The organism is Vibrio sp. LaRot3 (assembly GCF_027587025.1).
Lineage (GTDB): Bacteria > Pseudomonadota > Gammaproteobacteria > Enterobacterales > Vibrionaceae > Vibrio.
Map to the genome: position 1 here is coordinate 249650 of NZ_JAPPTI010000001.1, position 25832 is coordinate 275481.

At 44.5% G+C, this 25832-nt stretch carries 23 protein-coding genes and 2 tRNA genes; 10 read left to right on the forward strand and 15 right to left on the reverse strand.

Annotated elements, in window-relative coordinates; translation table 11 throughout:
* Positions 1–78: 78 nt before the first annotated feature.
* A complete protein-coding gene (metG, locus tag OH461_RS01290; RefSeq protein WP_270018846.1) occupies positions 79–2139 on the reverse strand; it encodes a methionine--tRNA ligase in 2061 nt (686 codons plus the stop codon).
* Between the two features lie 155 nt (positions 2140–2294).
* Between metG and apbC the strand changes: the two genes are divergently transcribed.
* From apbC to OH461_RS01305, 3 genes are all read left to right on the forward strand, one after another.
* A complete protein-coding gene (gene apbC / locus OH461_RS01295; protein WP_270018847.1) occupies positions 2295–3368 on the forward strand; it encodes an iron-sulfur cluster carrier protein ApbC in 1074 nt (357 codons plus the stop codon).
* A gap of 256 nt (positions 3369–3624) precedes the next feature.
* A complete protein-coding gene (gene udk / locus OH461_RS01300) occupies positions 3625–4266 on the forward strand; it encodes a uridine kinase (protein WP_260259011.1) in 642 nt (213 codons plus the stop codon).
* Positions 4267–4431: 165 nt separating this feature from the next.
* Entirely contained in the window at positions 4432–6579 is a 2148-nt protein-coding gene (locus OH461_RS01305) for an AsmA family protein (protein ID WP_270018848.1), read from the forward strand.
* Between the two features lie 66 nt (positions 6580–6645).
* Here OH461_RS01305 and OH461_RS01310 read toward each other — a convergent pair whose 3' ends face one another.
* Together OH461_RS01310 and cobO are read right to left on the reverse strand one after the other, a co-directional pair.
* Complete coding sequence (locus tag OH461_RS01310) at positions 6646–7620, reverse strand: DUF6929 family protein (RefSeq protein WP_270018849.1); 975 nt, start codon at positions 7618–7620, stop codon at positions 6646–6648.
* A gap of 127 nt (positions 7621–7747) precedes the next feature.
* Entirely contained in the window at positions 7748–8359 is a 612-nt protein-coding gene (cobO, locus tag OH461_RS01315; protein WP_443088428.1) for a cob(I)yrinic acid a,c-diamide adenosyltransferase, read from the reverse strand.
* A gap of 76 nt (positions 8360–8435) precedes the next feature.
* Between cobO and OH461_RS01320 the strand changes: the two genes are divergently transcribed.
* Positions 8436–8885, forward strand: a complete 450-nt coding sequence (locus tag OH461_RS01320) for a low molecular weight protein-tyrosine-phosphatase (protein ID WP_270018851.1) — start codon at positions 8436–8438, stop codon at positions 8883–8885.
* 20 nt (positions 8886–8905) lie between these two features.
* On the opposite strand, the gene OH461_RS01325 is transcribed toward OH461_RS01320, so the two are convergent.
* The 3 genes from OH461_RS01325 to sodB form a co-directional block, all read right to left on the reverse strand.
* The gene (locus OH461_RS01325; protein ID WP_270018852.1) at positions 8906–9568 is read right to left on the reverse strand and encodes an SDR family oxidoreductase; all 663 of its coding nucleotides are present in this window, start codon (positions 9566–9568) and stop codon (positions 8906–8908) included.
* 180 nt (positions 9569–9748) lie between these two features.
* On the reverse strand, positions 9749–10252 hold the full coding sequence (locus OH461_RS01330) for a VC2046/SO_2500 family protein (protein WP_270018853.1): 504 nt from the start codon (positions 10250–10252) through the stop codon (positions 9749–9751).
* Positions 10253–10385: 133 nt separating this feature from the next.
* Positions 10386–10970: a superoxide dismutase [Fe] gene (gene sodB, locus OH461_RS01335; RefSeq protein WP_270018854.1), complete on the reverse strand. Its 585-nt coding sequence runs from the start codon at positions 10968–10970 to the stop codon at positions 10386–10388.
* 375 nt (positions 10971–11345) lie between these two features.
* Between sodB and OH461_RS01340 the strand changes: the two genes are divergently transcribed.
* Together OH461_RS01340 and OH461_RS01345 are read left to right on the forward strand one after the other, a co-directional pair.
* Entirely contained in the window at positions 11346–11681 is a 336-nt protein-coding gene (locus tag OH461_RS01340; RefSeq protein WP_260259003.1) for a Grx4 family monothiol glutaredoxin, read from the forward strand.
* 138 nt (positions 11682–11819) lie between these two features.
* On the forward strand, positions 11820–13766 hold the full coding sequence (locus tag OH461_RS01345) for a DNA topoisomerase III (RefSeq protein WP_270018855.1): 1947 nt from the start codon (positions 11820–11822) through the stop codon (positions 13764–13766).
* A gap of 59 nt (positions 13767–13825) precedes the next feature.
* Here OH461_RS01345 and OH461_RS01350 read toward each other — a convergent pair whose 3' ends face one another.
* Both OH461_RS01350 and OH461_RS01355 read right to left on the reverse strand, forming a co-directional pair.
* The gene (locus tag OH461_RS01350; protein ID WP_270018856.1) at positions 13826–14968 is read right to left on the reverse strand and encodes a hypothetical protein; all 1143 of its coding nucleotides are present in this window, start codon (positions 14966–14968) and stop codon (positions 13826–13828) included.
* A 69-nt stretch (positions 14969–15037) separates the two neighbouring features.
* Positions 15038–15721: an SDR family oxidoreductase gene (locus tag OH461_RS01355; protein WP_270018857.1), complete on the reverse strand. Its 684-nt coding sequence runs from the start codon at positions 15719–15721 to the stop codon at positions 15038–15040.
* Between the two features lie 253 nt (positions 15722–15974).
* Here OH461_RS01355 and OH461_RS01360 point away from each other — a divergent pair, with 253 nt between their 5' ends.
* A complete protein-coding gene (locus OH461_RS01360; protein WP_270018858.1) occupies positions 15975–16901 on the forward strand; it encodes a histone deacetylase family protein in 927 nt (308 codons plus the stop codon).
* 9 nt (positions 16902–16910) lie between these two features.
* Here the strand turns inward: OH461_RS01360 and OH461_RS01365 are convergent, their stop codons facing one another.
* From OH461_RS01365 to OH461_RS01375, 3 genes are all read right to left on the reverse strand, one after another.
* Positions 16911–17900: a LacI family DNA-binding transcriptional regulator gene (locus OH461_RS01365; protein WP_270018859.1), complete on the reverse strand. Its 990-nt coding sequence runs from the start codon at positions 17898–17900 to the stop codon at positions 16911–16913.
* Positions 17901–18082: 182 nt separating this feature from the next.
* Positions 18083–19633, reverse strand: a complete 1551-nt coding sequence (locus OH461_RS01370; RefSeq protein WP_270018860.1) for an FGGY-family carbohydrate kinase — start codon at positions 19631–19633, stop codon at positions 18083–18085.
* A gap of 40 nt (positions 19634–19673) precedes the next feature.
* Entirely contained in the window at positions 19674–20420 is a 747-nt protein-coding gene (locus tag OH461_RS01375) for an SDR family oxidoreductase (protein WP_443088429.1), read from the reverse strand.
* A 572-nt stretch (positions 20421–20992) separates the two neighbouring features.
* On the opposite strand from OH461_RS01375, the gene OH461_RS01380 reads away from it, so the two are divergent.
* The 3 genes from OH461_RS01380 to OH461_RS01390 all read left to right on the forward strand — a co-directional run bounded on the left by OH461_RS01380 (position 20993) and on the right by OH461_RS01390 (position 24482).
* Positions 20993–21928: an ABC transporter substrate-binding protein gene (locus OH461_RS01380; RefSeq protein ID WP_270018861.1), complete on the forward strand. Its 936-nt coding sequence runs from the start codon at positions 20993–20995 to the stop codon at positions 21926–21928.
* Between the two features lie 63 nt (positions 21929–21991).
* Positions 21992–23500: a sugar ABC transporter ATP-binding protein gene (locus OH461_RS01385; RefSeq protein ID WP_270018862.1), complete on the forward strand. Its 1509-nt coding sequence runs from the start codon at positions 21992–21994 to the stop codon at positions 23498–23500.
* Entirely contained in the window at positions 23490–24482 is a 993-nt protein-coding gene (locus tag OH461_RS01390; protein ID WP_270018863.1) for an ABC transporter permease, read from the forward strand. The genes OH461_RS01385 and OH461_RS01390 overlap by 11 nt, the downstream gene beginning before the upstream one ends.
* Positions 24483–24571: 89 nt before the next feature.
* On the opposite strand, the gene OH461_RS01395 is transcribed toward OH461_RS01390, so the two are convergent.
* From OH461_RS01395 to OH461_RS01410, 4 genes are all read right to left on the reverse strand, one after another.
* On the reverse strand, positions 24572–24931 hold the full coding sequence (locus OH461_RS01395; RefSeq protein ID WP_270018864.1) for a hypothetical protein: 360 nt from the start codon (positions 24929–24931) through the stop codon (positions 24572–24574).
* 35 nt (positions 24932–24966) lie between these two features.
* Positions 24967–25203 carry a hypothetical protein gene (locus tag OH461_RS01400; protein ID WP_270018865.1) on the reverse strand — a complete coding sequence of 79 codons (237 nt, stop codon included), beginning with the start codon at positions 25201–25203 and terminating at the stop codon, positions 24967–24969.
* A 229-nt stretch (positions 25204–25432) separates the two neighbouring features.
* Positions 25433–25523: transfer RNA gene (locus OH461_RS01405), tRNA-Ser, on the reverse strand.
* Between the two features lie 206 nt (positions 25524–25729).
* Positions 25730–25806 (reverse strand) — tRNA-Pro (locus tag OH461_RS01410).
* Positions 25807–25832 lie beyond the last annotated feature (26 nt).

The window sequence follows — 25832 nt, forward strand, 5'->3', positions numbered from 1 at the left end:
AGATTGCACTGATTTAAGCCCAAAAACAAAAATCCCCGCATGAGCGGGGATTTTCAATTAAAGCGTTAAACCTAAAGGTTACATTACACGCATACCAGGTTGAGCACCTTCGTGCGGCTCAAGAATCCATAGCTCGCTACCACCAGGGCCTGCTGCTAGGATCATGCCTTCAGACATGCCAAACTTCATCTTACGTGGCTTAAGGTTAGCAACCATGACGGTCAGCTTACCTTCCAGATCTTCTGGTTTGTACGCAGACTTAATGCCTGAGAATACCTGACGAGTTTCGCCACCGATATCCAGTTGGAACTTAAGCAGTTTGTTTGCCTTTGGCACTTCTTCACAAGAGATGATACGTGCAATACGCATATCTACTGCGGCAAACGCGTCGAACTCGATCTCATCTGCGATTGGATCTTTATCAAGCTCAGTTTGGCTTGCTTTGTTCTTTTCAGCTTCTGCTGCTTCTTTCGCTGCCATTTCAGCGGCTGCATCTTCTTTCGATGCTTCGATCATGGCTTCAACTTTCTTAGGATCAATGCGGTTGAATAGCGCTTTGAATTTAGTGATTTCGTGATCAGTCAGTGGAGTGGCAACGCCTTCCCAAGTCAGTTCTTGGTTTAGGAATGCTTCAGTACGTGCCGCCAGTTCAGGCATCACTGGTTTTAGGTAAGTCATCAGAACGCGGAATAGGTTGATACCCACAGAGCAGATGTCTTGTAGCTCTTGGTCTTTACCTTCTTCTTTCGCAACAACCCACGGTGCTTTCTCATCAACGTATTGGTTTGCTTTGTCTGCTAGTGCTGTGATCTCGCGGATAGCACGGCCAAACTCACGAGTTTCAAATAGCTCAGCGATGCGGTCAGCCGCTGCTGCAAACTCATTGTATAGCTCAGGTTCTGCAAAGTTAGCTGATAGCTTGCCTTCAAAACGCTTAGAGATGAAACCAGCATTACGAGACGCTAGGTTAACAATCTTGTTTACTACATCAGCGTTTACACGTTGAGTGAAGTCTTCAAGGTTGAGGTCTAAGTCATCGATGCGACTGTTTAGCTTCGCTGCGTAGTAGTAGCGCAGACATTCTGGGTCTAGGTGGTCAAGGTAAGTAGCGGCCTTGATGAAAGTCCCTTTCGATTTAGACATCTTCGCGCCGTTAACCGTAACGTAACCGTGTACAAATACGTTGTTTGGCTTACGGAAACCGCTACCTTCTAGCATTGCTGGCCAGAATAGCGAGTGGAAGTAAACAATGTCTTTACCGATGAAGTGGTAAAGCTCAGCTGTGCTGTCTTTTTTCCAGTACTCATCGAAGTCTAGGTCATCACGCTTGTCACATAGGTTTTTGAATGACCCCATGTAACCGATAGGCGCGTCTAGCCAAACGTAGAAGAACTTGTCTTTCTCGCCTGGGATTTCAAAACCGAAGTATGGCGCATCACGTGAGATATCCCACTGTTGCAGGCCAGACTCAAACCACTCTTGCATCTTGTTGGCTGTTTCAGCTTGCAGAGAGCCAGAACGAGTCCACTCTTTTAGCATGCTTTCAAACTGAGGTAGGTCGAAGAAGAAGTGCTCTGAATCTTTCATTACTGGTGTCGCACCAGAAACTGCAGATTTAGGTTCAATCAGTTCTGTTGGACTGTAAGTTTCGCCACAGTTATCACAGTTGTCACCGTATTGATCGTCTGACTTACACTTAGGGCAAGTACCTTTTACGAAACGATCTGGTAGGAACATCTCTTTCTCAGGGTCAAATAGCTGAGAAATAGTGCGGCTAGAAATAAAACCATTCTTCTTAAGTTGAAGGTAGATGTGAGACGCTAGCTCGCGGTTCTCTTCTGAATGAGTGCTATGGTAGTTATCAAAGCTGATATCAAAGCCAGCGAAGTCTTTTTGGTGCTCTTCGCTAACAGCTGCGATCATCTCTTCTGGTGTAATACCCATCTGCTGCGCTTTAAGCATGATTGGTGTGCCGTGAGCATCGTCAGCACAGATGAAGTTTACAGTGTTGCCGCGTAGGCGTTGGTAGCGAACCCAGATGTCAGCTTGAATGTGCTCAAGCATGTGACCAAGGTGAATCGAACCATTAGCGTACGGAAGGGCACAAGTTACCAGTAATTTACGTGGATCGTTTGCCATACTTAATAATCGCTTTTTGATAGGTATAAAAAAATAGACAGTAATACTACCTTATCCCTAGTGGGACTCCAAGATGTCAGCAGGGGATTACCATAGTTTTTTTAGGGTTCTGTAGCGGTTTACACGGTGTTAGCATGGAGGGGTAAGGAGGACCTATGCGTCAATTCAATTCCAAGCAAGATTTTTGTGTTTGGCTCAGTCAGTTTGAGCATCCAAATTTAGTCGAACAATGGGCATCTACCGCCAATATTGTTAGCGTTGATGCGCAAGGCTATTTTGCCATTCAGCTTCCTTTTGCTAATAGTCAATTACTGCTCGACCTTGATCAGTGGATTAAAGCGCAGCAAGAGAGCGGTGAAGTGGCGGCGTTTAACTATCAGTTGAATCAAGCGCCTAAGACATTGGAGACCACAGTCGATACCTCAATCAAAGGGGTAAAGAACATTATTGCTGTCACGTCAGCCAAAGGTGGGGTTGGCAAGTCGACCACATCCGTGAACTTGGCATTGGCCATTGCTAAAAGCGGCGCAAAAGTTGGCTTACTGGATGCCGATATTTATGGCCCTTCTGTACCCATGATGATTGGTCAAGTGAACGCTAAGCCACAAGTGAGAGACAATAAGTGGATGCAGCCAGTGGAGGCCCACGGCATTTTCACTCATTCTATCGGATACCTAGTGTCGAAAGATGAAGCGGCAATTTGGCGTGGCCCAATGGCTTCAAAGGCTTTGGCGCAGCTGCTGAATGAAACAGAATGGCCAGAGCTGGATTATTTGATTATTGATATGCCACCGGGCACGGGGGATATTCAGTTGACCCTAGCGCAGCAAATACCAGTGACGGCAGCAGTGATTGTAACCACTCCACAAGATTTAGCCCTAGCAGATGCCCGCAAAGGGGCTGCGATGTTCGACAAAGTGGATGTGCCAGTGGTTGGCGTGGTGGAAAACATGAGTTATCACATTTGTAGCCACTGTGGTGAGAAAGAGCACATCTTTGGCCAAGGCGGCGCTTTGCAAATGTCGAGCGAGTATGGTTTAGATTTATTGGCGCAAATTCCGTTGCATATTTCGGTGCGTGAAGACATAGACAACGGAAAGCCAACGGTAGCGGCAAGACCAGACTCTGAGCATACGCAACGTTATTTAGAACTCGCCGACCATGTGTGTGCAAAAATGTACTGGCAAGGTAAAACCAAGCCGGAAAACATCGCCATTAAGCTGGTGTAATAGTTTGGTGAGATGGATTAAGGGAGCGGTTTGCTCCCTTTTTTGTCTTGGTTTCATATTTGTTTATGCCATGTAAACGATTGCTTTAGGCGTGGTTATTCCTTTTCACGCTCAAGGTAAGATTAAACTGATTCCTTACTGGTATATCAGCAGTGATCTCCCTATAATCAGGCGGTTTAATTTGGCTCTGCTAACCTTTCCATGCCAAACTTTTAGCAGGCCACCGATCACCAATAATTCATCGAGTGCAAGAAGAATGTCTGATAATAATCAATGTGTCATCGTCGGTATTGCTGGCGCTTCAGCTTCAGGAAAGAGCTTAATCGCAAGTACCATTTACAACGAACTTCGTGAAAAAGTAGGCGATCATCAAATCGGTGTGATTACCGAAGATTGTTACTACAATGACCAAACTCATCTGAGTATGGAAGAGCGTGTAAAAACCAACTATGACCACCCAAACGCACTGGATCATGATTTACTGTGTGAGCACCTAGAGCAATTGATTAAAGGTCAACCTGTTGAAGTGCCTGAGTACAGCTATTCAGAGCACACACGTATGACAGAAACCACCACAATGACACCGAAAAAAGTGATCATTTTGGAAGGTATCCTTCTACTGACTGATCCTCGTCTACGTAAACTGATGCACGCGACTATCTTTATGGATACGCCGCTTGATATCTGCCTGCTACGTCGTGTTAAACGTGATGTAGAAGAGCGTGGTCGTACAATGGAATCAGTACTAAAGCAGTACCAAGCGACTGTGCGTCCAATGTTCATGCAATTTATTGAACCTTCTAAGCAACACGCAGACATCATCGTACCTCGCGGCGGTAAAAACCGCATCGCGATTGATGTGTTAAAAGCGCATATTGCTAAACTGCTGAAATCATAATAATTATCTCGTCCGAGAGACTTTATTTTTTGTTAGATAAGTGGCACTTTAAGTGCCACTTTCTTTTTGTGCGCAAGAAATAGATTTCCTTGTCTCACAAGGGAACGGTTTATACTTACAACAACTTCTTTCATTGAATTGATTTCTAAAGCAAGGAAACTGCTGATGAAAAAAATCGCTTTAATCATTGCCATTCCAGTCTTTGCCATCGTTGTCGCCGTATTGGCGTTGGTATTGTTGGTTAACCCAAACCAGTTTAAGCCCCTTATTGTTGAACAAGCGAAAAACCAAACCGGTTTAGAGCTTGTTATTGAAGGTGATATTAGCTGGACATTCTTCCCATCGATTGGTTTTGAGCTAGGTAAAACCGAGCTCAAAAACCCTCAAGGCTTCAATCAGCCCAACTTATTTAAAGTGGATAAGGTAGGCGTTGATGTTTCAGTTTCACCGTTATTTAGCAAACAGTTAGAAATCGGTACAGTGAACCTTGATGGTGCTGAATTCTATATCGAGACACGCAAAGATGGTGTGACTAACTTAGATGCATTAAGCCAACAAGCAAATGCTCCAAAAGAGCCTGCTGAACAAGAGGCGCAAGGTGAATCAACATCAGTGGAGCAACAGCCAGCTTCGCCATCTCCGGCATCAGAATGGACCATTAGTCTTGCAGGTATCAGTGTGTCGAACGCACTGCTTGATATTCAAGATGCTCAAACCGGCAGTCACACTAAGTTGTATGACGTTTCATTGAATGTGTCTGAGTTTGCGTTAGACGCATGGAGCAAAGTTGACTTTGCTGCCAAGGGTGAAACCAATCAGCAATCTTTCGCAGCTCAAGGTAGCGCCGAGTTTAAATTAGCCAAAGGCTTTGCTGAATATGCGCTGCGCAATATCAACCTTGATGCCAACTATAAAGATGCATCCAATACCATTGATAGTGCCAAGATCCAACTTGAGACTTTTGAGTTTGACGTACCGAACCAGCTGACTTACGCGGTAAAAGGCAAAGCGGCTGAACTTAACTTAGACACGAAAGGCAGTGCCGCAGTTAAGATTGATAAGGCCATGACCAAAGCTGAGCTAAGCCGTCTTGTTCTTGATGCGACCTTTGAAGGCGCGACCTTGCCTCAATCTCCTATGAAAGTGGATATGACGTCGGATATTACGTTCGATATGAACAAGAGCCATCTGACGCTATTGCTTGAAAAGCTCACATTGAATGCCCTTCAGTTTGACGGTAATGCCAATGTGACCTTAGGTGATATCCCTAAAATTGCATTCAACCTACACAGCCCAAACATAGATCTAGACGAGTTTTTAGGTCTTGCCTCTGTAGAATCAGAGACAGCGCAAGAGTCTAAGCCAGCGAATAGCGAACCTTCGACTCAAGGTAGTTCAGGTTCAAGCGCTGCGCCTGCAGAGCAAGAACCAGATTTATCGGCATTGAAAACATTGGATGTGACAGGTGCGATCACGATTGATAAGTTCAAGGCGAACAATGCGAAAATGCAAAACGTGAAAGCCAAGTTCTCAATTAATCGTGGTTTAGTGAAGTTAACCTCATTCACCTCTAACTTGTATGGCGGTTCGATCAATGCTTCAGCAACGGTTGACGCGCGTAAATCTCCGGCGACATACAGCGCAGTGAAGAAAATCCGCGGAGTGAAAGTTCAGCCAATGCTGGTGGATGTGGCGCAAAACGATAAGTTAGAAGGCACGGGTAATATCGATGTTAACGTAAAAGGCTCAAGCCTGACGCCTACAGGTATCAAGCAGAACCTCGCCGGTACGATCGCGATTAACTTTGAAGATGGTGCGGTGAACGGTATTAACGTGGCACAGCTTATTCGTGAGAATTACGCAAAGTTCAAAGGTCAAAGCCTTGAAGGCCAAGAAGCGGTTAAGAAGACCGACTTTAGTAACATGACGGCCACCTTGAAGCTAAACAAAGGCGTAGTCACGACAGACAATCTTCACGCTCAATCTCCTTTATTGCGTGTACGTGGTAAAGGCCAAGCGAATTACCTTAAAGAGACGGTTGATTTCACCATTAGTACGTCAATTGTTGGCACGTTAGAAGGGCAGGGTGGTAAAGATATCGATGAACTTAAAGATGTCACTATCCCAGTCAATGTCTCTGGTAGTTGGGCTAAGCCGAAGTTTAAGTTAGTCTTTGATGATGTACTCAAGCAAAAAGCGAAGAAAGAAATCGATCGCGGATTGAAAAAACTCGACGAGAAGCTAGGCGAGAAAATCAAAGATGAAAAAACTAAGGATGCGGTAAACAGTTTGATTAAAGGCTTATTTAACTAGACGTATTGCTGACCAAAAGAAAGCCCGCTGATTGAGCGGGCTTTTTGTTATTACTTAACTGAACAATTATTTAGTCAGTTTGAAGTTAAAGAACTCACTGGTGCCGTCGTCATTGTCGCTTGCGAGAACGCCTTCAACTTTACTGTCGCTTTGGGTAGTAAAGGCAACGGATTCCACTTTAGTGATAAGACGTTTTTCACCATCCATTAGAGGGATAAGATCTTTGGTTAGGTCAATCTTAACGTCATCTTCTAGCTTTTTAAGTGGCACAACGCCAACGTAACTACCTAGAATTTCACCATCATTGTAAGCGTCCCCTGTTGCTTCAATTGAAGCGGTAACCACTAAGCTATTGGTATCTTTCCAGTACTCAGCACCAGATAGACCCGCTTCAAAACCTTCTACTACAGGTAGCTCTACGTGATAGGCGTGAACATCATCAACGTGCTCTTTTTCACCGCTTAGGTATTGTTGGAACTCTTCAAGGTCAATTTCAAAAATTACGTTAGAACCACCATTACCACGGTTAAGTACAAAAGCGCTGTCATCTGATGTCGCAAGACCTTCGATATTGATTTCTTGGTCTGCTGAGTAGCCAGCTGCTACGCGTAAATCTTTGTATAGCGCTTTAAGCGAACGCTCAATTTTCAGTGTTCTGTCATGGCTGATGACGAAAGCCCATTCACGCACATCCAGTTTACTGCCTGAGCCAAGCATAACGAAGGATGGTTTACCGCTTACTTCAATAGTATCAAGCGCTTCAAAATCAGGTTTTACCTTTTTGATGATACGACCGTTGTCACCCACAGGGTACTCTTTGATGAGCTCTTTTTCTGCAATGGTAAAGTCATTATTTAACTGGTATAGCCAAGGAGAATCATCACCCACCGCGTAGAGTTTGCTCTCTACTACGTTAATGCCAGATGCTGATGGCAGGTCTTGGACTAACGTTTGGTTTGAGTATTCGAGGTTCATTGCTTGAGCAGCGGCTGTGCCAGCAAATAGTGCGCTAATACAAACAGTCAATACGGTACGTTTCATATTTCGATATTCCTATATGTTACAAGTTGCTAATGCACGCTAGCACATATATTTATTTTAACATCGAGATATAACAGGAAGTTAGAGGTAGCTTCCAAGCGTAATGTAACTGACTGATGTATATAAATTACCAATCAACGCCTTTTAACGCTTTCACACCTGATTCAAAAGCATGCTTAACATTCTTTACTTCTGAAACGGTATCGGCCATTTCGATTAGTGTTCGATGAGCCGCGCGACCTGTAATCACCACTGACTGCATGCGAGGTCGGTTGTTGAGTGCTTCGACCACTTCATCAAGGTCGATGTAGCCATAGCTCACCATGTAAGTGAGTTCGTCAAACAAGATCACATCAATCGAGTCATCTTGCAACATGCGTTTGCACTCTTGCCATACTTGCTGCGCAGCATCGGTGTCTGCTTGCTTGTTTTGTGTCTCCCAAGTAAAGCCGGTCGCCATCACTTGAAACTCAACGCCAAGTTTCTCCAGTAAATTACGTTCGCCGTTATCCCATGTGCCTTTAATAAATTGAGCGACTGAGCATTTTAAGCCATGGCCGACGGCGCGTGCGACAGTACCAAAACCAGACGTCGATTTACCTTTACCATTACCCGTAATGATCAAAAGTAAGCCTTTTTCTTCTTGGGCTGCGGCGATCTTTGCGTCTACTTTTTCCTTCACTTTCTGTTGGCGTGCCTTGTGGCGTTGCTGATTGTTGTCTTGGGAAGACATAGCCATTCCTTTTTTTATTGAATTATCGTTATGATAGAGCAAGCATCGCGATAGAAAAACCATCATTAAGTGAGGGATTAGCATGAAAAAAGTTTTGGTTGTGTGTATGGGTAACATTTGCCGCTCTCCAACTGGAGAAGCGGTATTGCGAGCTAAGGCGAAGCAGATGGGAATCGATGTTGAAGTAGACTCAGCAGGCACAATTGGTTACCACCAAGGCAATCCACCAGATAGTCGCTCACAAGCGGCGGGAGAGCGCAGAGGATATTCTTTTAAAGGTATTCGTTCACGCCAAGTAGAAAGTAAAGACTTCGACTATTTTGACCTGATCTTAGCCGCAGATAATGCCAATTTAACAGATCTTAAAGCAATATGCCCTCAAGAACATTTGCATAAATTGAAGTTGTACCTCAGCTTTGGTGAGTCAGACTATGAAGAAATCCCAGATCCATACTACGGCGGTGACCGAGGTTTTGAGCTGGTATTGGATTTACTTGAAGAGTCGGCAGAACAAGTGCTCAAACAGCTTTAACGCAAGCAGATCATATCAACTTAAGCGGCCACCACCCGGCCGCTAAAGTAATCATTCGATACAATATATTCGGTATTACGGATCACCTCATCCTGAATCTCTGCCCAATGAAGGCCATTTTGCTCATGGCAAGGCACCACGCCACCGACGCGAATATTAAATGGCGTAAGTTCTTTGGCCCAACTCTGGGTAAAACCAGCCACCATCGAGGAGGCATTATCGAACCCTCCTTGGTGGAGTTGGGTGTTATGCCCAATCACATTTACGATGACCCCATTCTTCTTTTCTTTACGCATGCGTTCAGCGGTTGCTTGTCCAAAGCCAAAAAGGGTATTTGCCATGCAAGTGAGATGTTGTGAGAACACATCCGTTGCACTGGAATCAAAAATGTTAGGCATAGCTTGGGCAGTAAAGGTGTTGATCAAGACATCTGGCGAGCAATCAAGTGAGGTTTCGATGAAGCGAAACAATTGGTTGATGGAATCTAATGAGTGATCGGGTAACGCGAACTGATAGACACTGTCAGATTGGCTTTGACAGCGTTGGTATGTTTCGCTTAGTAGCCTTTTGTCGGTATCGCACAATACGACCGATGCGCCGAGTGAAGCAAAATGCGTAGCGAGGGTGCTACCGGTTTGAGAACCAGCAGACGTAACAAGAACGACGGCACTGTCGATATTCATGAACTTAACCTCCTCGCATTGGCGATGTTATAAGACGCTCACTAAGCATGGTAGATTAGTTGTGTCTTATGTGTGAATAACTTCAAATAAGCTGTGTATATGTAGTACGAACTTTTTGTTTTTTGCGTTCATTCACATTATGTGTAGGTGCGAAATAGCGTGTTACAAATGCGCAGGGAGTTAGGCTTGAGCCTGAATTTGGAAGGTTCTTTGTGCTTCAATTAATTGATTATAAAGATCAAATGGCATCAGCTTCTTCGGCTCTTTACTGCCTAGCTGACGTTGTTGATGCAGTGAAAGGTTATGATAAACCTCTTCTGGTAAATCGTGAGTTTGCTCGGGCAGATAGGTAAGCACCTCGGGGTTGAGGTAGTGGCTCAGTTTCGCGCTCGAAAGCCCAGCAGCGTGGAACATTTCAGCTTGGCGAGCGGAGATATCATAAGAGCTTTGATCCGATCTCAGTCCTTGCGGCGGTTGAAGCTCGAAGCGTTGCCTTAGTGTCTGAGCGGTGATTTCTACCGTGTCTATTTGTTCGACAGGCGTATTATCACGAACGTCATCAGAAAACATCGAAAGGATTAAAGCAAAGTCAGCACGACGCCCTTCGTGTACGGCATGGTTAATACCATTACCGAACTGAAGTTCGTTAATTGTGTTGATGTTGTTTATCGTTTCGACTTGCATATTGCTCCTCACTTGCCCCTTTATTAACGGCTAAACGTAAGGAAACTTTAAGAAAACTTATCGCAAGTAGAAAAAAAGCCCGCAGATGCGAGCTTTTTAATCAATTGATATCAGGGGGAACTGATATTAGCGTTTATTTTGCTAGGTTTTCAGCAACGAAATCCCAGTTTACAAGAGCCCAGAAAGCAGCCATGTAGTCAGGACGAACGTTACGGAAATCGATGTAGTACGCGTGTTCCCATAGGTCAACAGTAAGAAGCGGAGTTACGCCTTCTTCTGTTAGAGGAGTTGCAGCGTTAGACGTGTTCACGATCTCTAGTGAGCCGTCAGCGTTCTTAACTAGCCAAGTCCAAGAAGAGCCGAAGTTGTTGATTGCAGAGTCAGTGAACTTTGCTTTGAACTCATCGAAAGAACCGAAAGAAGCGTTGATTGCATCAGCAACCGCACCTGTTGGTTGACCGCCTGCGTTTGGTGCTAGACAGTGCCAGTAGAAAGTGTGGTTCCAGATTTGCGCTGCGTTGTTAAATACGCCACCAGTAGAAGTCTTGATGATTTCTTCTAGTGTTTTACCTTCAAATTCAGTACCTGGGATTAGGCCGTTAAGCTTAACAACGTAAGTGTTGTGGTGCTTACCGTGGTGGAAATCTAAAGTTTCAGCTGAGATATGTGGTTCTAGTGCGTCTTTCGCGTAAGGAAGAGCTGGTAATTCGAATGCCATTGCTCGGTTCTCCATTGTATGTTGAAAGAGTCACCTCTTTCGATTGCTTCCAAATGTTTATTATTTTTTGTGAATAGGTTAAAACCTACTCAATGTCATTTTGACTGACTTGGCGCCTAGTTTAGCAAGTTTTTACGTGATTTAAAGCACATAGATGAAATAACTCATGCCAAAATATTGCATGCGTTAATAAAAATGTACTTATTGATAACAAGGTTTTACCGCCGAACCTCGCTAAAGAGTAGGCGCGTTGATGCCATTCTGATATAGCTTGGTGTGAAAAGGTCTAATTCCCCATAGAATCTGTGCTTTTTATTCTCGATTAATGGTTTAGAATGTGCGGATATCTTGCAGCAACTCCATCAAGAGGAAGCAATGGAAACTATTGAAAAAATCAAACAGCAAATCGCAGAGAACTCAATTCTTCTTTACATGAAGGGTTCACCAAAACTACCTAGCTGCGGCTTCTCTTCTCAAGCTGCTCAAGCAATTATGGCTTGTGGCGAAAAATTCGCATATGTGGATATTCTGCAAAACCCTGACATTCGTGCAGAGCTTCCTGCATACGCACAGTGGCCAACGTTCCCACAGCTTTGGATTGAAGGTGAGCTGATTGGTGGTTGCGACATCATCATGGAAATGTTCCAAAAAGGTGAGCTTCAGCCATTAGTGAAAGAAGCGGCAGCACGCGCACAAGGCGACGCTGAGTAATCTACCGCCACAATACTTGTGTTCTACATAAGTATTTTGAGTAGAAGATTGCAGATACTGTTTAAATTTACAGTTTTTCTTGAATTATAAAGACCACGCTAGATAATAGCGTGGTCTTTTTTATTGCCTCCATTATTTATGACTCGTTTATTCATCGCAGAAAAACCCAGCCTTGGCCGCGCAATAGCGGCTGCGCTACCGGGCCCACAAAAGAAAGATCAAGGTTTCATTCAATGTGGCAATGGTGATGTTGTCACTTGGTGTATTGGCCATCTGCTTGAGCAAGTAGAGCCTGATGTTTATGACGAGCGATATAGAAAATGGAACTTGGCAGATTTGCCTATCGTGCCTCAGCAATGGCAATTACGGGCGAGGAAATCTGCCAGCAAGCAGCTAACGGTAGTCCGTAAGCTATTAAAACAGGCTGATCAAATTGTCCATGCGGGAGACCCGGACAGAGAAGGGCAACTGCTGGTGGATGAGGTGATTGATCACTGCAAAGTAAGCAAAAGCAAAAAAGAGGCGATGCAGCGTTTACTCATTAGTGATTTAAACTTACCGGCAGTGAAGCGTGCATTGAATGCCATGCGTAGTAACCGTGAGTTTATTCCGTTGTCGGTTTCTGCGTTAGCGCGCTCAAGGGCGGATTGGCTGTATGGCATGAATATGTCTCGCGCTTATACCTTGTTGGGTCAAAAGGCAGGTTATCAAGGCGTGCTATCGGTCGGTCGTGTGCAAACGCCCGTACTAGGCTTGGTAGTTAGGCGCGATGAAGAGATTGAAAACTTTGTGCCTAAAGATTACTTCACGTTGCACGCTTTGATTCCGTATCAATCGGATATTGCAGCGTTTGATATTCGCGCCAAATGGATACCGAGCGACGCGTGCAAGCCTTATCAAGATGAAGAAGGGCGAGTATTAAACCAGAAACTGGTGGAGAATGTCGCGAGTCGCATCGCTAATCAACCCGCTAAGGTCGTGGAGTCAGAGCAAAAGCAAACCAAACAAGCCGCACCATTACCTTATTCTCTATCCTCTTTACAAATTGATGCTGCTAAGCGATTTGGTATGAGCGCTCAGCAAGTGTTGGATACGTGTCAGTCACTGTATGAAAAGCATAAGCTGATTACTTACCCGCGTTCAGACAGTCGATATTTGCCGAAAGAGCATTTTGCCCAAGCGCCTTCTGTGACTCAGGCGATAAGTAACAATGCCAAAGAGTTAACTTCAGCCGTACAAGGTGCAGATTTGTCGCTGAAATCTAAAGCATGGAATGACAGTAAAGTTGATGCGCACCATGCGATCATTCCTACCCCTAAAAATGCGTCTGTGAATGCGTTATCAGGTAATGAAATGAAAATTTACCAGCAGATCGCGCGCCAATATCTGATGCAGTTTTATCCGCCTGCGATTTATGCTGAAGCGAAATTAGTGTTTGATATTGCCGGAGGTAAGTTTGTTGCTAAGGGACGTCAGTTAGTTAGTGCTGGTTGGAAGTCTCTGATGGGTAAAACCGATGAGGAAGACTCTGGCGTTGATGCGGTACCACCACTTAATGAAGGAACAACACTGACTTGTCGGGAAGGCGAGATCAATCAGCGAAAAACCGAACCACCAAAACATTTCACCGAGGCTACCTTGCTGCAAGCCATGACGGGAATTGCCCGTTTTGTAGCAGATAAAGAGCTGAAAAAGATTTTACGAGATACTGATGGCCTCGGCACTGAAGCGACGCGTGCGGGTATTTTGGATACCTTATTTAAGCGTCAGTTACTCACTCGCCAAGGAAAGAGCATATTAAGCTCACCTGCGGGGCGCGGGTTAATCCATGCTCTACCACAAGATTCCACCTACCCGGATATGACCGCTCACTGGGAGCACCAGTTGCAAGGCATGGCGGAGCGCAATCAAGCCTACCAACCGTTTATGGCATCTTTAGAGCAACGCATCGACGCGCTCATGGCCCAAGTGAAACAAGGGCCAGTGCCAGAGTCGCTCCGACACTTGCCTAAAGTTGAGCGTCCGGCCTTTAAGCGTAAAAAACGCACCTACAAGAAAACAGCAGGAAAGCCTAAGTCAGCTTAAAGGGATGTGTCCCCTCGTACTCATGCGAATAGTTGGCTTTCCTAGCAGCACTTGCCCATTTACTGGAAACTGATTTGTTGCCAGCGACAACAGTTGTTGAGTGCGTTCTTTTTGATGCCAAATTGACCTGATAGTTGACTTAACAACTTTTTTTGCTCATCGATGCTTAAACTAGAGTTGTTCGCTGAAATAAAATAGATCTGGTTTTTTTCCTTGAACGTCATCCCACCAAGATTGATGTTTTTGAATTCCAATTTACCCGTTTTAAGTTCTTTTTCCGTTAGGCTAAAGTTGCGGCGATAATAGTTGTCACGATAGGAAGGAACCCAACGCTCGAGTTCTTCTCTTGTTTTGACGTCGATGCTTTTCTCAACATACTTTTCTATTTCTTCGTCAGTGATCTTGGTGACTACGGTTATTGAAATTAGTGGTGAGTTTGCGTCAGAAGCTTGTTCTGCTTGTTGCTTCGGGTAGTAATCGCTGTGTGAAAATGCGGTCAGATCCCCTTTGAAGTGCAATGACACGTTGTAGCCATATTTCGATTCATTGTCTAAAAAATCACGAGCGGGATTTCCTTGATAGATTGAATCTGCGGCTAACTCCGCCATGCCCAAACCAATTCCCGGATGATTAGGTGTTAACTGGCCGTTGAACGGTTCTTTTGCGTTGGTCAAAACAAAAACGTCTTGGACGCTTTGTTGAAGTTCGTTCTGGCGTTGTATCAGTTCATGAGCATCTTTTTGTCTTTGTAACTCTGCCTCTCGCTTTTGGTTTTGCTCTTCAATCATGGCGTTGGTGACCATCAATTTGTGTTCTTGCCACTGCTTTTCTCGATGAGATTTTATGACAGAGGGCGCGATTAAGCCGACGATGAGCATAGTGATTAACCCCCCTTTGATGATATTCATCTTTCGGGATTGTTTCGCTTTAGCCTGTTCCCATAGGTCTGCTGGAATATGTTTTACTTCAAGCTGTTCCACACCTTCAGTTGGAATAGGGAAGTGGTTTTCGTTGATGGAAGGTGAATAGTAGATGGTTCCATCTTCCATGGTGATGACCGCATAGGCGCCTTTTAGGGTAACTATTTCTTCGTTTTCAGTGGTTAGAATAGCAATGTTCCAACCGTGATGGACCTGTGGGTCGTACAGAATGGCCTCTTGAGGCATTGTTTCTCGGAGGATTTTAATGACAATGTTGTTCATGAGTACTTCCCTAGTATGAACCGAAATGGGGATGGCGAAGGTAATGAGCGCAAAATGAGCAAAGATAACTTACCAAGGCAGTGGCTGCCCATCGTAGTTTAGAAATTTTCCGCTATCTTGCGGTTTCAATGTTGAGATGACAGAAGACAATCCCTCGACACTTTGCTCAACCGAAATGAGTGCATTCGGTCCGCCCATTTCGGTCTGAACCCAACCGGGATGCAGTGCGACGCAGACAAATCCTTGCTCTGAGAGGTCGTTGCTTAAACTTTTAACCACCGAATTAAGCGCCGCTTTAGACGAGCGGTAAATATAGCCGCCGCCTGACGTGTTTTCAGTCATACTGCCTACCTTAGAAGACAAGCAGGCGATATGTTTGAGTTTACCTTGGCTTAAATTAGGGTAGAGCGCTTCGACTAGCTTCAACGGTGCGATGGTGTTGATTTCCAACACGCGACGCCACTCTTCAACATCAGTATGACCAAACCCATAACCTTTAGGACCAAAGTAACCGGCGTTGTTGATCAGTAGATCGATGGCAGGTAATTGCTTGGCTAGTTGAGCAACAGATGGGTAATCGGTGACATCAAGTAAGTGACAAGTGAGGGGGTTCTCTGTGGTTAAGTTGAGTAACGGTTGCGCTTGATTAGCGTCGCGGTAGGTTGCGTGTACCTGCCAGCCTTGAGCTAAATAGTGTTTCACCAGCCCTAAGCCAATACCCCTGTTCGCCCCGGTAATAAAAACGGTTTTCATGCAAAATCCTTTCAGTTTTGCAGTATTGTGTTAGTGGCTTAAGAGAAAATCAACCATCCACCAAGCTGAAAACATTGCGAATGCGAAGAACGTAGCAGCACCCAAAGTACCAGCAAAGACGCCCAGAAGTAGTGAGAGTCGATAATGAATCATAATAAATTTTTGTTAATGATAATTATTTGCATTAAATCGGTTTTGCGCAGTGTTTTCAAGCTGATACCCTAATTACATCGAAATTACATTTGAGCACTCTATGATCCCTTTGGTCTACCATCCCATTTATTCCGATTTGCCATTACCCAAAGGGCATCGTTATCCAATTAATAAGTATCGCTATATTTATCAGGCTGTAGTGGAGCAGCAACAGCATCTACCAAGTTGGCAAACATCGTTGCAGTTCGTCAAGCCAGTGCCAATCGAGTTATCGGAGGTAATGCTGTGTCATGATGTTGAATACGTTCAGGCACTGTTTGACGGCCAATTACCAGCGGCTAAGATGCGTCGAATTGGCTTTCCATGGAGCGAGCAATTAATCAAACGCACGCTGACCTCTGCAGGAGGTACATGCTTGACCGCTGAGTTAGCCATTGATCATGGCATCGCCATTCATTTGAGCGGTGGTTATCACCATGCTCACGCTGATTTTGGTTCAGGCTTTTGTCTGATTAATGATTTAGTGATTGCCGCGAAACGCGCGTTACAACATGACAATATTGATAAGGTATTGATTATCGATGCGGACGTGCATCATGGTGATGGAACGGCAACCATGTGTGCGAACGAGCCCGATATAGTGACGGTGTCATTTCATTGTGAAAAGAACTTTCCTGCTCGTAAGCCTGATTCTGATATTGATATTGGTTTTGCTCGTGAAACCGAAGATCAAGAATACCTAGAGCATTTTGAAGCGGTCGTGCAGACGGCGATGCAATTGCATCGTCCGGATATGATCATTTATGACGCAGGTGTTGATATCCATTGTCTTGATGAGTTGGGCTATTTCAACGTTTCTGAGCAGGGGATATTGCAGCGAGATGGCATCATGTGCCGATTAGCTCATGCGGCTAAATTGCCAATGGCGTGTGTAGTGGGTGGCGGTTATCGAGAAAATCATCAAGACTTAGCGCCGCTTCACCTCAATTTAATCAGCGCGGCGCTAAAAGTCTTTCAGCAAGTTTAGACGTTAAAGTCAGTTTGGAACGTTGTTGAACTCACCCTTGAGGAATACACGGTTTGGGGCTTTCTCGCCTTTAATTTCGGCAAGTAGTAATGAGGCCAGCTTATTGCCCCATTGTTCACTGTCGTGAGCCACACATGGGATTTTCACGCCAAAGTCATCAGCGTTAGGCACGGTATCGATAGAAACAAAGTTAAGCTTACCTAGATTTAGCTTGTTGGCAGCTCGAATCGACGCGAGGGTAATAATGCCATTTAACCCGACAATACAATCGTATTGGTCGCCATGATCGGCAAGGTAATTGATGATGGTCGGTTTCGCTTTTTCGTATACGTAATCGGCATAGAGGTAACTTAGGCTAGTCTCTTTAGGCGCAGAAGATTGAATGCCTTTAATGCGTTGCTGAGTAATCAATGACGTTTCCGCACCACCAATAACCAATACACGTTGGCAATTTAAGTTAGCCATTATTTGGCCTACTTTTTCTCCCGAATCGACGTTATCAATAAACACGCCGGGTAAAAGCGGTTGATGAATATCTCTGTCCATCAAGACTAACTTAGTGTCTGAGTTTAGTACTTTGTTGAGATAAGTCGGGGTAGCTTGCGCCGAGTCATCAATAACAGAGAGAAAAATACCGGAAGCTTTGTAGCTAATAAGGGTATTGATGGCTTGTTCTTCTACTTGCTCTGAACCGTGGGTAGAGAAGATCATAACCGAGTAGCCTTTAGCCTCAAGCTCGGAACAGGCGGTATCGATGATCGCTGAATAGACGGGGTTAAATACGTTATCTGTCACAAAGCCCACGACATTGCTGGTTTTATTCTTCAAATTTCGAGCGTATACATTGGGTATGTAATTCATCTCTTCTGCGATTTTCAGAATCAGCTCACGGGTTTCTTTTTTGACCTTTTCAGGCGTAGTAAAAGCGCGCGAGACAGTAACATTCGTTACGTTCGCTCTTTTTGCTACATCCTTGATAGTGGCGTTTTTTTTGATCATTTTTGTCTACTATCAGATGACTATCGTTACGGTAAAAACCAAATTCGTCTACGTCAGTACGAACGCTTAACTTGTTGAAATAATACGCGCTAAAATTTTTACAGTCTAATTAAAGTGATAACGACAGCGTCGAGTTGCAAACTGACGCTGTCGTTAATGGTGGTGGTGCGAGGTGGTTTCCACTAGTTTTTAAGGTGCATGGTGATGTCATTTAACGCATGCATGTTAGCTTTACAGCTCTGATACAACGCGCGATATTGCTCAAACAGTTTGCTGTAGATAGCATGGTTTTGTGCATCAGGGGTCGCTCTTGGCACTAAGGTTGACCACTGTTTAATTTGCTCACCATTGTCGATAAGGCCAACGGCGGCCGCGGCCAATGCGCAGTCTCCCAGTGGCGCTTCCACTTCTTCTTTAATGGTTAGTACTGGATAACCTGTAATATCGGCGATGATCTGCATCCACATATCTGAATACGCAGCGCCACCGACCACAATCAACTTATCGTTGAGTTTCTCTGCACTGGCTTTACCACACTCAATATTATCGCGCAGTGCAAAAGTCACGCCTTCGATGACTGCACGATATAAATGATGTCGAGTATGGAATAAGCTCATACCGAGTAAAGTCCCTGAGGCTTTTGAGTCCCAAACAGGGGAGCGTTCTCCCATCAAATAAGGTAAAAAGAGCAATCCATCTGCACCGGGAGGCAGCAGTTTGGCTTCTTTTTCTAAAAGCTGGTGGACGTTACTTCCAGCGCCCTCAGCTGCTATTTTTTCCGCTTGGCAGAACTGATCAATGAACCAAGAGATAGAAGCGCCAGCAGTGATTGCTCCTCCAAAGATATAAATGTCTTCGGCGGGGTTGTTAACGTGAGGCATTGAAATCAGGCCATGCTCAGCATTGGCTGTATGGTTAACAAAGCCCCAGCACATTGATGTGCCGATCATCGCAACGTGGTCACCCGGTTCACAAACCCCTGCGGCATAGGTCGCGACGGCTGCGTCAACACCCCCAGCGACGACAGGTGTCGACGGGGCTAGGCCGAGTTGCTGCGCTACATCAGGAAGGAGTCCGCCAACAATATCGCCTGAGCCGACTAACTTCTCGGGCATGTAGTGATGAGGGATACCTAACATCGCCATCGCTTCTTGTGACCAATTGCGATTGGCTAAATCGTACACGCCACCAATGTTACCTGCTGATGAGTGGTCTACGGCAACTTCTCCGGTAAGCATGTAGTTAATATAGCTATTTGGTGGCAAGAAATAACGCGTGTTTTGCCAAACGTCTGGTTCGTTTTGTTTGATCCATAAGATCTTGGTGTAACCATAATAACTGTCAAGAGAGTTGCCAGTAATGGAAAAGAGCTTCTGGGTATCAATGTTGTCTTTGACCCACTGAACTTGCTCATCCGCGCGTCTGTCCATCCAGATAAGGCATGGGTAAATAGGAGAAATACTCTCATCTACCGGAATGCCTGCTCCGCCATAAAGTGAACTTACGCAGAGCGCTTTTATTTCCGATTTGTCGATGTTGGATTGTTGTACTAACTCTGTAATTACCGCAAAGGTAGCATTGAGCCAGACTTCAGCGTGTTGCTCGGCCCAAAGTGGTTTCTTGTTAATCACGCCATAACTTTGAGATGCAGAGGCTAAGATCTGCCCCTGTGCATCCATGATCAAACCTTTGGTGCTTTGTGTGCCGATATCGACACCAATAACATAACTCATAGTAAACCTCGTTTATTGTTTGGGGTTGTCCGCGAGTGAATTAGAGATCGACGCTGTTTGGCAAAATAACCAAATCACGAATCGTAACCGCAGGGTTACGAGTCAACATAAATAGAGCAGATTCAGCGACTTCGATTGGTTGCATTAAGCTGCCGTTGGCTAATGCTTCATCCATTTTTTCTTTTGGCCAATCGTCGAGTAGCGCGGTTACCACTGGGCCGGGTAAGACAGCGCTAACACGAACACCATGTTCAGCAACTTGACGGCGCGTAGTATGCACAAAAGCTTGTACTGCAAATTTCGATGCTGTGTAGATAGGTTCCCAAATCACGGGTACAACACCGGCAATCGAACTGGTAAACAGCAAGTCACCTGATTTTTGACTAATAAAATGAGGCAGCACCGCTTTTGCGCAGCGGAATGCGATATTGACGTTTAAATTTAATACTTTATCCCAATCGTCAGGATTGCCTTCTGCAATAGGGCCTCCGATGTAAGCGCCAGCATTCGCGTGGAAAATATCTAAGCCACCTGCAAGTTGAATGATTTGTTGTGCGAGGTTGTCTACTTGCGTGCTATCAAACAAATTCATTTGTAGCGCAAACGCGTTATCTCCCATCTCTGTTACGGCTTGATCCAGCTTGGCTGCATCTTTATCGATTAGGACAACTTTAGCCCCTGCTCGGTGAAATGTTCGAGCGCATTCTAAACCTATGCCGGATGCAGCACCGGTAATGGCTGCGACTTTTCCTTCTAGAGAGGTTTTGATCAGATTGTATTGGTCCATCTTATTACTCCTAAGCAAGCTACATATCGAATAACTATTACGGTTACTTTTTTTACAGCAAAACAGCGGCAATTGGTTTGGGGTGGATCACAAACAAATGTAGACGTCTACATTTGTTTGTAAATGAAGATTTAGCTCACAAAGATCATGACAATTGGGAATTTGGTGCCAGAATTCAGCGCATTTCTGTTCCATTTATCCCAGTTTAAACAAATGACTCGCTGCGTTCTGGCCTTGTACTACAGTGTCAAATGAATACATATCGGGCTATTTGTTTTATTTATCAGTCTTTTGTTTTGTCAATGATGTCATTTAGCTAAAGTTGTTAAATTTGCGTGACAACAATCACGCTTCAACGTTTATTTGTGTCGTTTAAAAACTTTATGTGTTTTTGATCTCATAAATTCAGTCAAAATATGTCTAATAATGACAACGTTGTCATTCGGTTTGCAAACGTTTGCCGTCGAGAGGAATAAAAACACTCAAGTAAAGAAAGGCAGGTTTCTTAGCTTAACCAAGACAACGAAATAACGTGAAAAGCAAACGATAAAATAATAGTAAAAGGAAATTATATGTCTCTGATAACCCGTACATTACGCAACATTGCGCTCGCAGGCTGCGTTGCGGGTGCGGCATTGCTAACGACTGCCGTACACGCGAAAGATGACTCCCAGCCACTCACTATTGGTATGTCTTTCCAAGATTTGAACAATTCATACTTCATTGTGATGAAAGAGTCATTGGAACAGATAGGTAAAGATCTAAACGCAAAAATCATCATCACGGATGCTCGTCATGATATCTCTAAGCAGATCAATGACGTAGAAGACATGCTGCAAAAGAATGTCGATATTTTGCTAATTAACCCAACCGACTCAGTCGGCATTCAATCAGCGGTTATGTCTGCTAAAGAAGCGGGTGTGGTTACGATTGCAATTGATGCTCAAGCAGAAGGCGGTGTTGATGGTTTTGTGGGCTCTAAAAACTACGATGCTGGTTATAAAGCAGGTGAGTACTTAGCTGAATCTATTGGTAAGAAAGGTGAAGTTGCTATTCTTGATGGCATCCCTGTAGTGCCAATCTTAGAGCGTGTTCGTGGCTTTGAAGCGGCGATGAAAAACTACCCGGATATCAAAATCGTTGATAAGCAAAATGGTAAGCAGCAACGCTCAATGACATTAACCGTTACAGAGAACATGCTGCAAGCACACCCAAACCTAAAAGGTATTTTCTCTGTTAATGACGACGGCACAATGGGCGCGTTGGCGGCGGTTGAAGCGTCGGGAAGAGATGTGAAATTTACCTCTGTTGATGGTCACCCAGAAGCGATTGAAGCGATTAAAAACGGCTCTAAATTGGTCGCGACTTCCGCTCAACACCCTCGCGATATGGTGCGTATCGGTGTCGGCCTAGGCCTAGCGAAGCTTTGGGGCGCTAACATTCCTTCTGAAACGCCAATCAATATCGATCTAATCGATGGCAAAAACGCAGAAGACTTTAGCTGGTAATTAAGCCATTTAGCCCGTGGTGTTCACGGGCTATTACCATGTCTTATCAAGGGTAGGTATAGGATGAATACATTGCTAGAGCTGGATGGCATCTGTAAGTCATTTCCCGGAGTAAAAGCGCTAGACGATATTTCTATCTCGCTACATAAGAGTGAGGTACATGCATTGTTAGGTGAAAATGGGGCGGGTAAATCGACTTTAATGAAAGTGCTTTGCGGTATTTACAAACATGACCAAGGTGACATTCGTATCGAAGGTGCTACGCAAACTTTCAATGGCTATAAAGATGCGATTGAAAAAGGTGTGGGCATTATATTCCAAGAGTTTTCTTTGATTCCTTATCTTAATGCAGTGGAAAACATCTTCCTTAATCGCGAACTAAAGAATCGATTTGGTTTACTAAACAAATCGTTGATGCGTGAAAAAGCGCAGCAAATCCTAGCGCGATTGATGGTTGATATTGACTTGGATGTTCCTGTTGAGCAGTTGAGTATCGCACAGCAGCAGTTTGTCGAAATCGGTAAAGCACTCTCTTTAAATGCGAAAATTCTAATTTTTGACGAACCAACTGCAACCTTAACCCCGAAAGAAGCCAGTCATCTATTTTCCGTCATGCGGGATCTTAAAGCGCAAGGCGTAGGGATGTTTTTTATCTCTCATCACCTAGAAGAGATAAATGAAATTTGTGACACCATCTCAGTGCTGCGAGATGGTCAATATATTGGTACGCGATCAGTGCAGGGGACGACAGTCGATGAGTTGGTCGAAATGATGGTTGGACGAAAGGTCGAATCGACTTTCCCTTCTAAACCCTCACCAGTCGAGCAACATAGCCCAGTGTTAGAAGTGCAAGAGTTACAACTTGGCAAGCATGGTCCATCGAATAGCTTTGCGTTGTATCCAGGGGAGATTTTTGGTTTTGCGGGGTTAGTTGGCTCTGGGCGTACCGAGACAGCGAGAGCGATTATTGGCGCAGACCGAGCCTATAAAAAAGTCATCAGATTTATGGGGCGAGAAGAAAAGCTTCCTAATCCGGCTGAGTCTCTGAGCAAAGGTATCGGTATATTGCCAGAAGATCGCAAGCATGAGGGATTAATTTTATCTTTCTCTGTTGCCGATAACATCACCCTCAATAACCACAAAGACGAGATTTATTTAAAAGGATTAATCAGTCGCAATGGCGAAATTGCCAAGGCAGATAAGCTAATTAAAACCGTAGGAATCAAAACGCCTTCCTCAAGTGTCGAGGTGGGCAATTTGTCAGGAGGTAATCAGCAAAAAGTGGTGATTGCGCGTTGGCTTAACAATGATTGTAAAGTGCTGATTTTTGATGAGCCAACCCGTGGTATCGATGTGGGCGCGAAGTCAGAGATCTATGAGTTGATGAGAGAGTTAACCCGACAAGGGGTTTCGATCATCGTGATTTCATCAGAGTTACCAGAAATTATAGGGATGTGTGATCGAGTCGCTGTGTTCCGAGAAGGTGAGATAGTCGCCCAATTAGAAGGAAATGATATAGAACCGAATACCATCATGTTACATGCAACCGGGAATAAACATAATGAACACTAAAGTAGACACTCATTCAGTCGCTCAGAGCGCACCTACAGGGTTAGATACGATCAAAAATTGGACTAAGCATCCAGTGTTTTATCCGTTGGTTGGTTTTATTACCGTTTTCATCATCATGATGTTTTCCAATGATAATTTTCTTACCGCCAACAACTTAACTAACATTGCGCGCCAAGTGTCGATAAATGCGATCATCGCGATAGGGATGACTTGCGCAATTTTGCTCGGCGGCATCGATCTTTCTGTGGGGTCAGTAATGGCACTTTCTGGCACGGTAACCGCAGGGTTAATGGTGGCGGGGATACCGCCAGAGTTTGCCATATTCTTGGGTATTCTACTTGGTGCTAGTTTTGGTGGTATTAATGGCTTTTTGATTGCTTATGCCAAAATGCCAGCCTTTATCGTAACTTTAGCGACCTTAGGTATCGCGAGGGGGCTAGCACTGATTTATACCGGTGGTTATCCAATCGCTGGCTTACCTAAATGGTTCTCGATTTTTGGCCGTGGGGAAGTGCTAGGGATTCAGACTCCGATATTCATTATGATTTTTGTCTACATCATCGCTTATATTGCGTTAAACCACACCTCATTTGGGCGTCATGTCTACGCTATTGGTGGTAATGAAGAAGCTTCAAGATTAAGTGGTATCAAAGTACCGAAAACCGTGATGTTGGTGTATATAATTAGTGGCACAACGGCGGCGTTGGCAGGGCTAATACTGACGTCGCGTTTGATGTCTGGCCAACCAAATGCGGGCGTTGCTTTTGAGCTAGATGCGATTGCAGCCGTTGTTCTGGGTGGTGCTTCAATGGCTGGTGGTAAAGGGGCGATACTCGGGACTCTTGTTGGGGCTATGTTGCTCGGAGTACTTAATAATGGTCTCAACCTCGCTGGCGTTTCACCTTATGTACAAAACGTGATTAAAGGCATCATTATTTTAGTGGCCATCTACGTTGGTTCAGAAAAAAAGAAACGCGCATAAATTGAATCCTGAAAGGTACAAAGCCCGCTTCACTTGTGTGTGGCGGGCTTTGTCTATTGTGTATGGGTTAACTCTGTTGCTGGAGTGGCTTAAAGCGCGCAGTCAGATTGAGTGAAAATTTCATAGTCATTTAACGAACCTGCTTGGAGACGAAAATCGACTATCTTACAAATTTGAGCGGTTTCACTGATGTAGGTGATTTTACCATTGGCATAAACGTTTTCTCCGTCTCTAAACGCAGAGTCAACTTCGGTACTCAAATTGATACTGTCCCTTGAAGTCGCACTCAACAGTCCAAATGGGTCAAACCATCGTTCTTTGATTGCCATCTGCGTTAGCATGTTTTCTGAAGCGGCATTTAGCTGTTTAGGTTGCACAACATAATGGTTGTAGACGAAATACATACTCAAGCTGGCTATTACCATTACTAGCAGGGTGGTTGCCTTCATATTTGTGCTCCTAAAGGAAGGACCATACGCTTAGGTTATTGAAACTCGTCGCCGTGATTTTCCAATGTCTCTGTGCCGCACTCTGAGCAAACTACGTAGCGGTCAATCAAATCCAAAGATGCGCCAAACGGGCTAGCCGTGCCACCGAAAAATCCGGATAGAAACGCTTTGAACTGTTCTTTTTTACTTTTACCAAACTTGGAAGGTTTCTGCTTTACGATCTCTTTATGTACTGTATCTTTTTGACATGTATGACAATACTTCATAGCCATCTCGCTTAGTTTATAAAACTCACTCAAGATGATAACAAGCTACATGCATATTAATGAGAGGTAGGGCTAAAACATGGCAATTGTGTTTTTTTGCGTCATCTAATGTCGCTGTGCAGGGAATGGTTGTTGAAGAAATATGATTGAGCTTGGATTCAAGGAGGGATTGGTACAAGCCCCTTTCAACCCTCTAAAACGACGAAAGCCCGCACAAGTGCGGGCTTTCTAAATGTGGCGGAGAGATAGGGATTTGAACCCTAGATACGCTATTAACGTATGCCGGTTTTCAAGACCGGTGCTTTCAACCACTCAGCCATCTCTCCGTTGTTGAGGCGAATATTAAAGGGGTTAGCGAACCTTGTAAACCCCTATTTTTACTGTTTGCTTTATTTGTGAGCGCTTAATGGTGTTTTTTAGTTTGATGGCGTGTTTTTTGAACTATTGGCCTGATATTTATCAAGTTTATTGTTCGGACTCGTTTTACCGAGGTAATAAAAGAGAGAGCCGAAGCTCTCTTTAGTAAGGTGTATGGTCGGACTGACAAGATTTGAACTTGCGACCCCCGACACCCCATGACGGTGCGCTACCAAGCTGCGCTACAGTCCGAACAAAGTAATTTTACTAGTTCGCCC

Coding starts and splice junctions, on each gene's coding strand:
- metG (WP_270018846.1), bottom strand. CDS start 2,139: ATGGCAAACGATCCACGTAAATTACTGGTAACTTGTGCCCTTCCGTAC.
- OH461_RS01375 (WP_443088429.1), bottom strand. CDS start 20,420: ATGGACCAATACAATCTGATCAAAACCTCTCTAGAAGGAAAAGTCGCA.
- OH461_RS01310 (WP_270018849.1), bottom strand. CDS start 7,620: ATGAAACGTACCGTATTGACTGTTTGTATTAGCGCACTATTTGCTGGC.
- OH461_RS01370 (WP_270018860.1), bottom strand. CDS start 19,633: ATGAGTTATGTTATTGGTGTCGATATCGGCACACAAAGCACCAAAGGT.
- apbC (WP_270018847.1), top strand. CDS start 2,295: ATGCGTCAATTCAATTCCAAGCAAGATTTTTGTGTTTGGCTCAGTCAG.
- OH461_RS01320 (WP_270018851.1), top strand. CDS start 8,436: ATGAAAAAAGTTTTGGTTGTGTGTATGGGTAACATTTGCCGCTCTCCA.
- OH461_RS01390 (WP_270018863.1), top strand. CDS start 23,490: ATGAACACTAAAGTAGACACTCATTCAGTCGCTCAGAGCGCACCTACA.
- OH461_RS01330 (WP_270018853.1), bottom strand. CDS start 10,252: ATGCAAGTCGAAACGATAAACAACATCAACACAATTAACGAACTTCAG.
- OH461_RS01350 (WP_270018856.1), bottom strand. CDS start 14,968: ATGAACAACATTGTCATTAAAATCCTCCGAGAAACAATGCCTCAAGAG.
- udk (WP_260259011.1), top strand. CDS start 3,625: ATGTCTGATAATAATCAATGTGTCATCGTCGGTATTGCTGGCGCTTCA.
- OH461_RS01355 (WP_270018857.1), bottom strand. CDS start 15,721: ATGAAAACCGTTTTTATTACCGGGGCGAACAGGGGTATTGGCTTAGGG.
- cobO (WP_443088428.1), bottom strand. CDS start 8,359: ATGGCTATGTCTTCCCAAGACAACAATCAGCAACGCCACAAGGCACGC.
- OH461_RS01345 (WP_270018855.1), top strand. CDS start 11,820: ATGACTCGTTTATTCATCGCAGAAAAACCCAGCCTTGGCCGCGCAATA.
- OH461_RS01305 (WP_270018848.1), top strand. CDS start 4,432: ATGAAAAAAATCGCTTTAATCATTGCCATTCCAGTCTTTGCCATCGTT.
- OH461_RS01360 (WP_270018858.1), top strand. CDS start 15,975: ATGATCCCTTTGGTCTACCATCCCATTTATTCCGATTTGCCATTACCC.
- OH461_RS01400 (WP_270018865.1), bottom strand. CDS start 25,203: ATGGCTATGAAGTATTGTCATACATGTCAAAAAGATACAGTACATAAA.
- sodB (WP_270018854.1), bottom strand. CDS start 10,970: ATGGCATTCGAATTACCAGCTCTTCCTTACGCGAAAGACGCACTAGAA.
- OH461_RS01385 (WP_270018862.1), top strand. CDS start 21,992: ATGAATACATTGCTAGAGCTGGATGGCATCTGTAAGTCATTTCCCGGA.
- OH461_RS01325 (WP_270018852.1), bottom strand. CDS start 9,568: ATGAATATCGACAGTGCCGTCGTTCTTGTTACGTCTGCTGGTTCTCAA.
- OH461_RS01340 (WP_260259003.1), top strand. CDS start 11,346: ATGGAAACTATTGAAAAAATCAAACAGCAAATCGCAGAGAACTCAATT.
- OH461_RS01365 (WP_270018859.1), bottom strand. CDS start 17,900: ATGATCAAAAAAAACGCCACTATCAAGGATGTAGCAAAAAGAGCGAAC.
- OH461_RS01395 (WP_270018864.1), bottom strand. CDS start 24,931: ATGAAGGCAACCACCCTGCTAGTAATGGTAATAGCCAGCTTGAGTATG.
- OH461_RS01380 (WP_270018861.1), top strand. CDS start 20,993: ATGTCTCTGATAACCCGTACATTACGCAACATTGCGCTCGCAGGCTGC.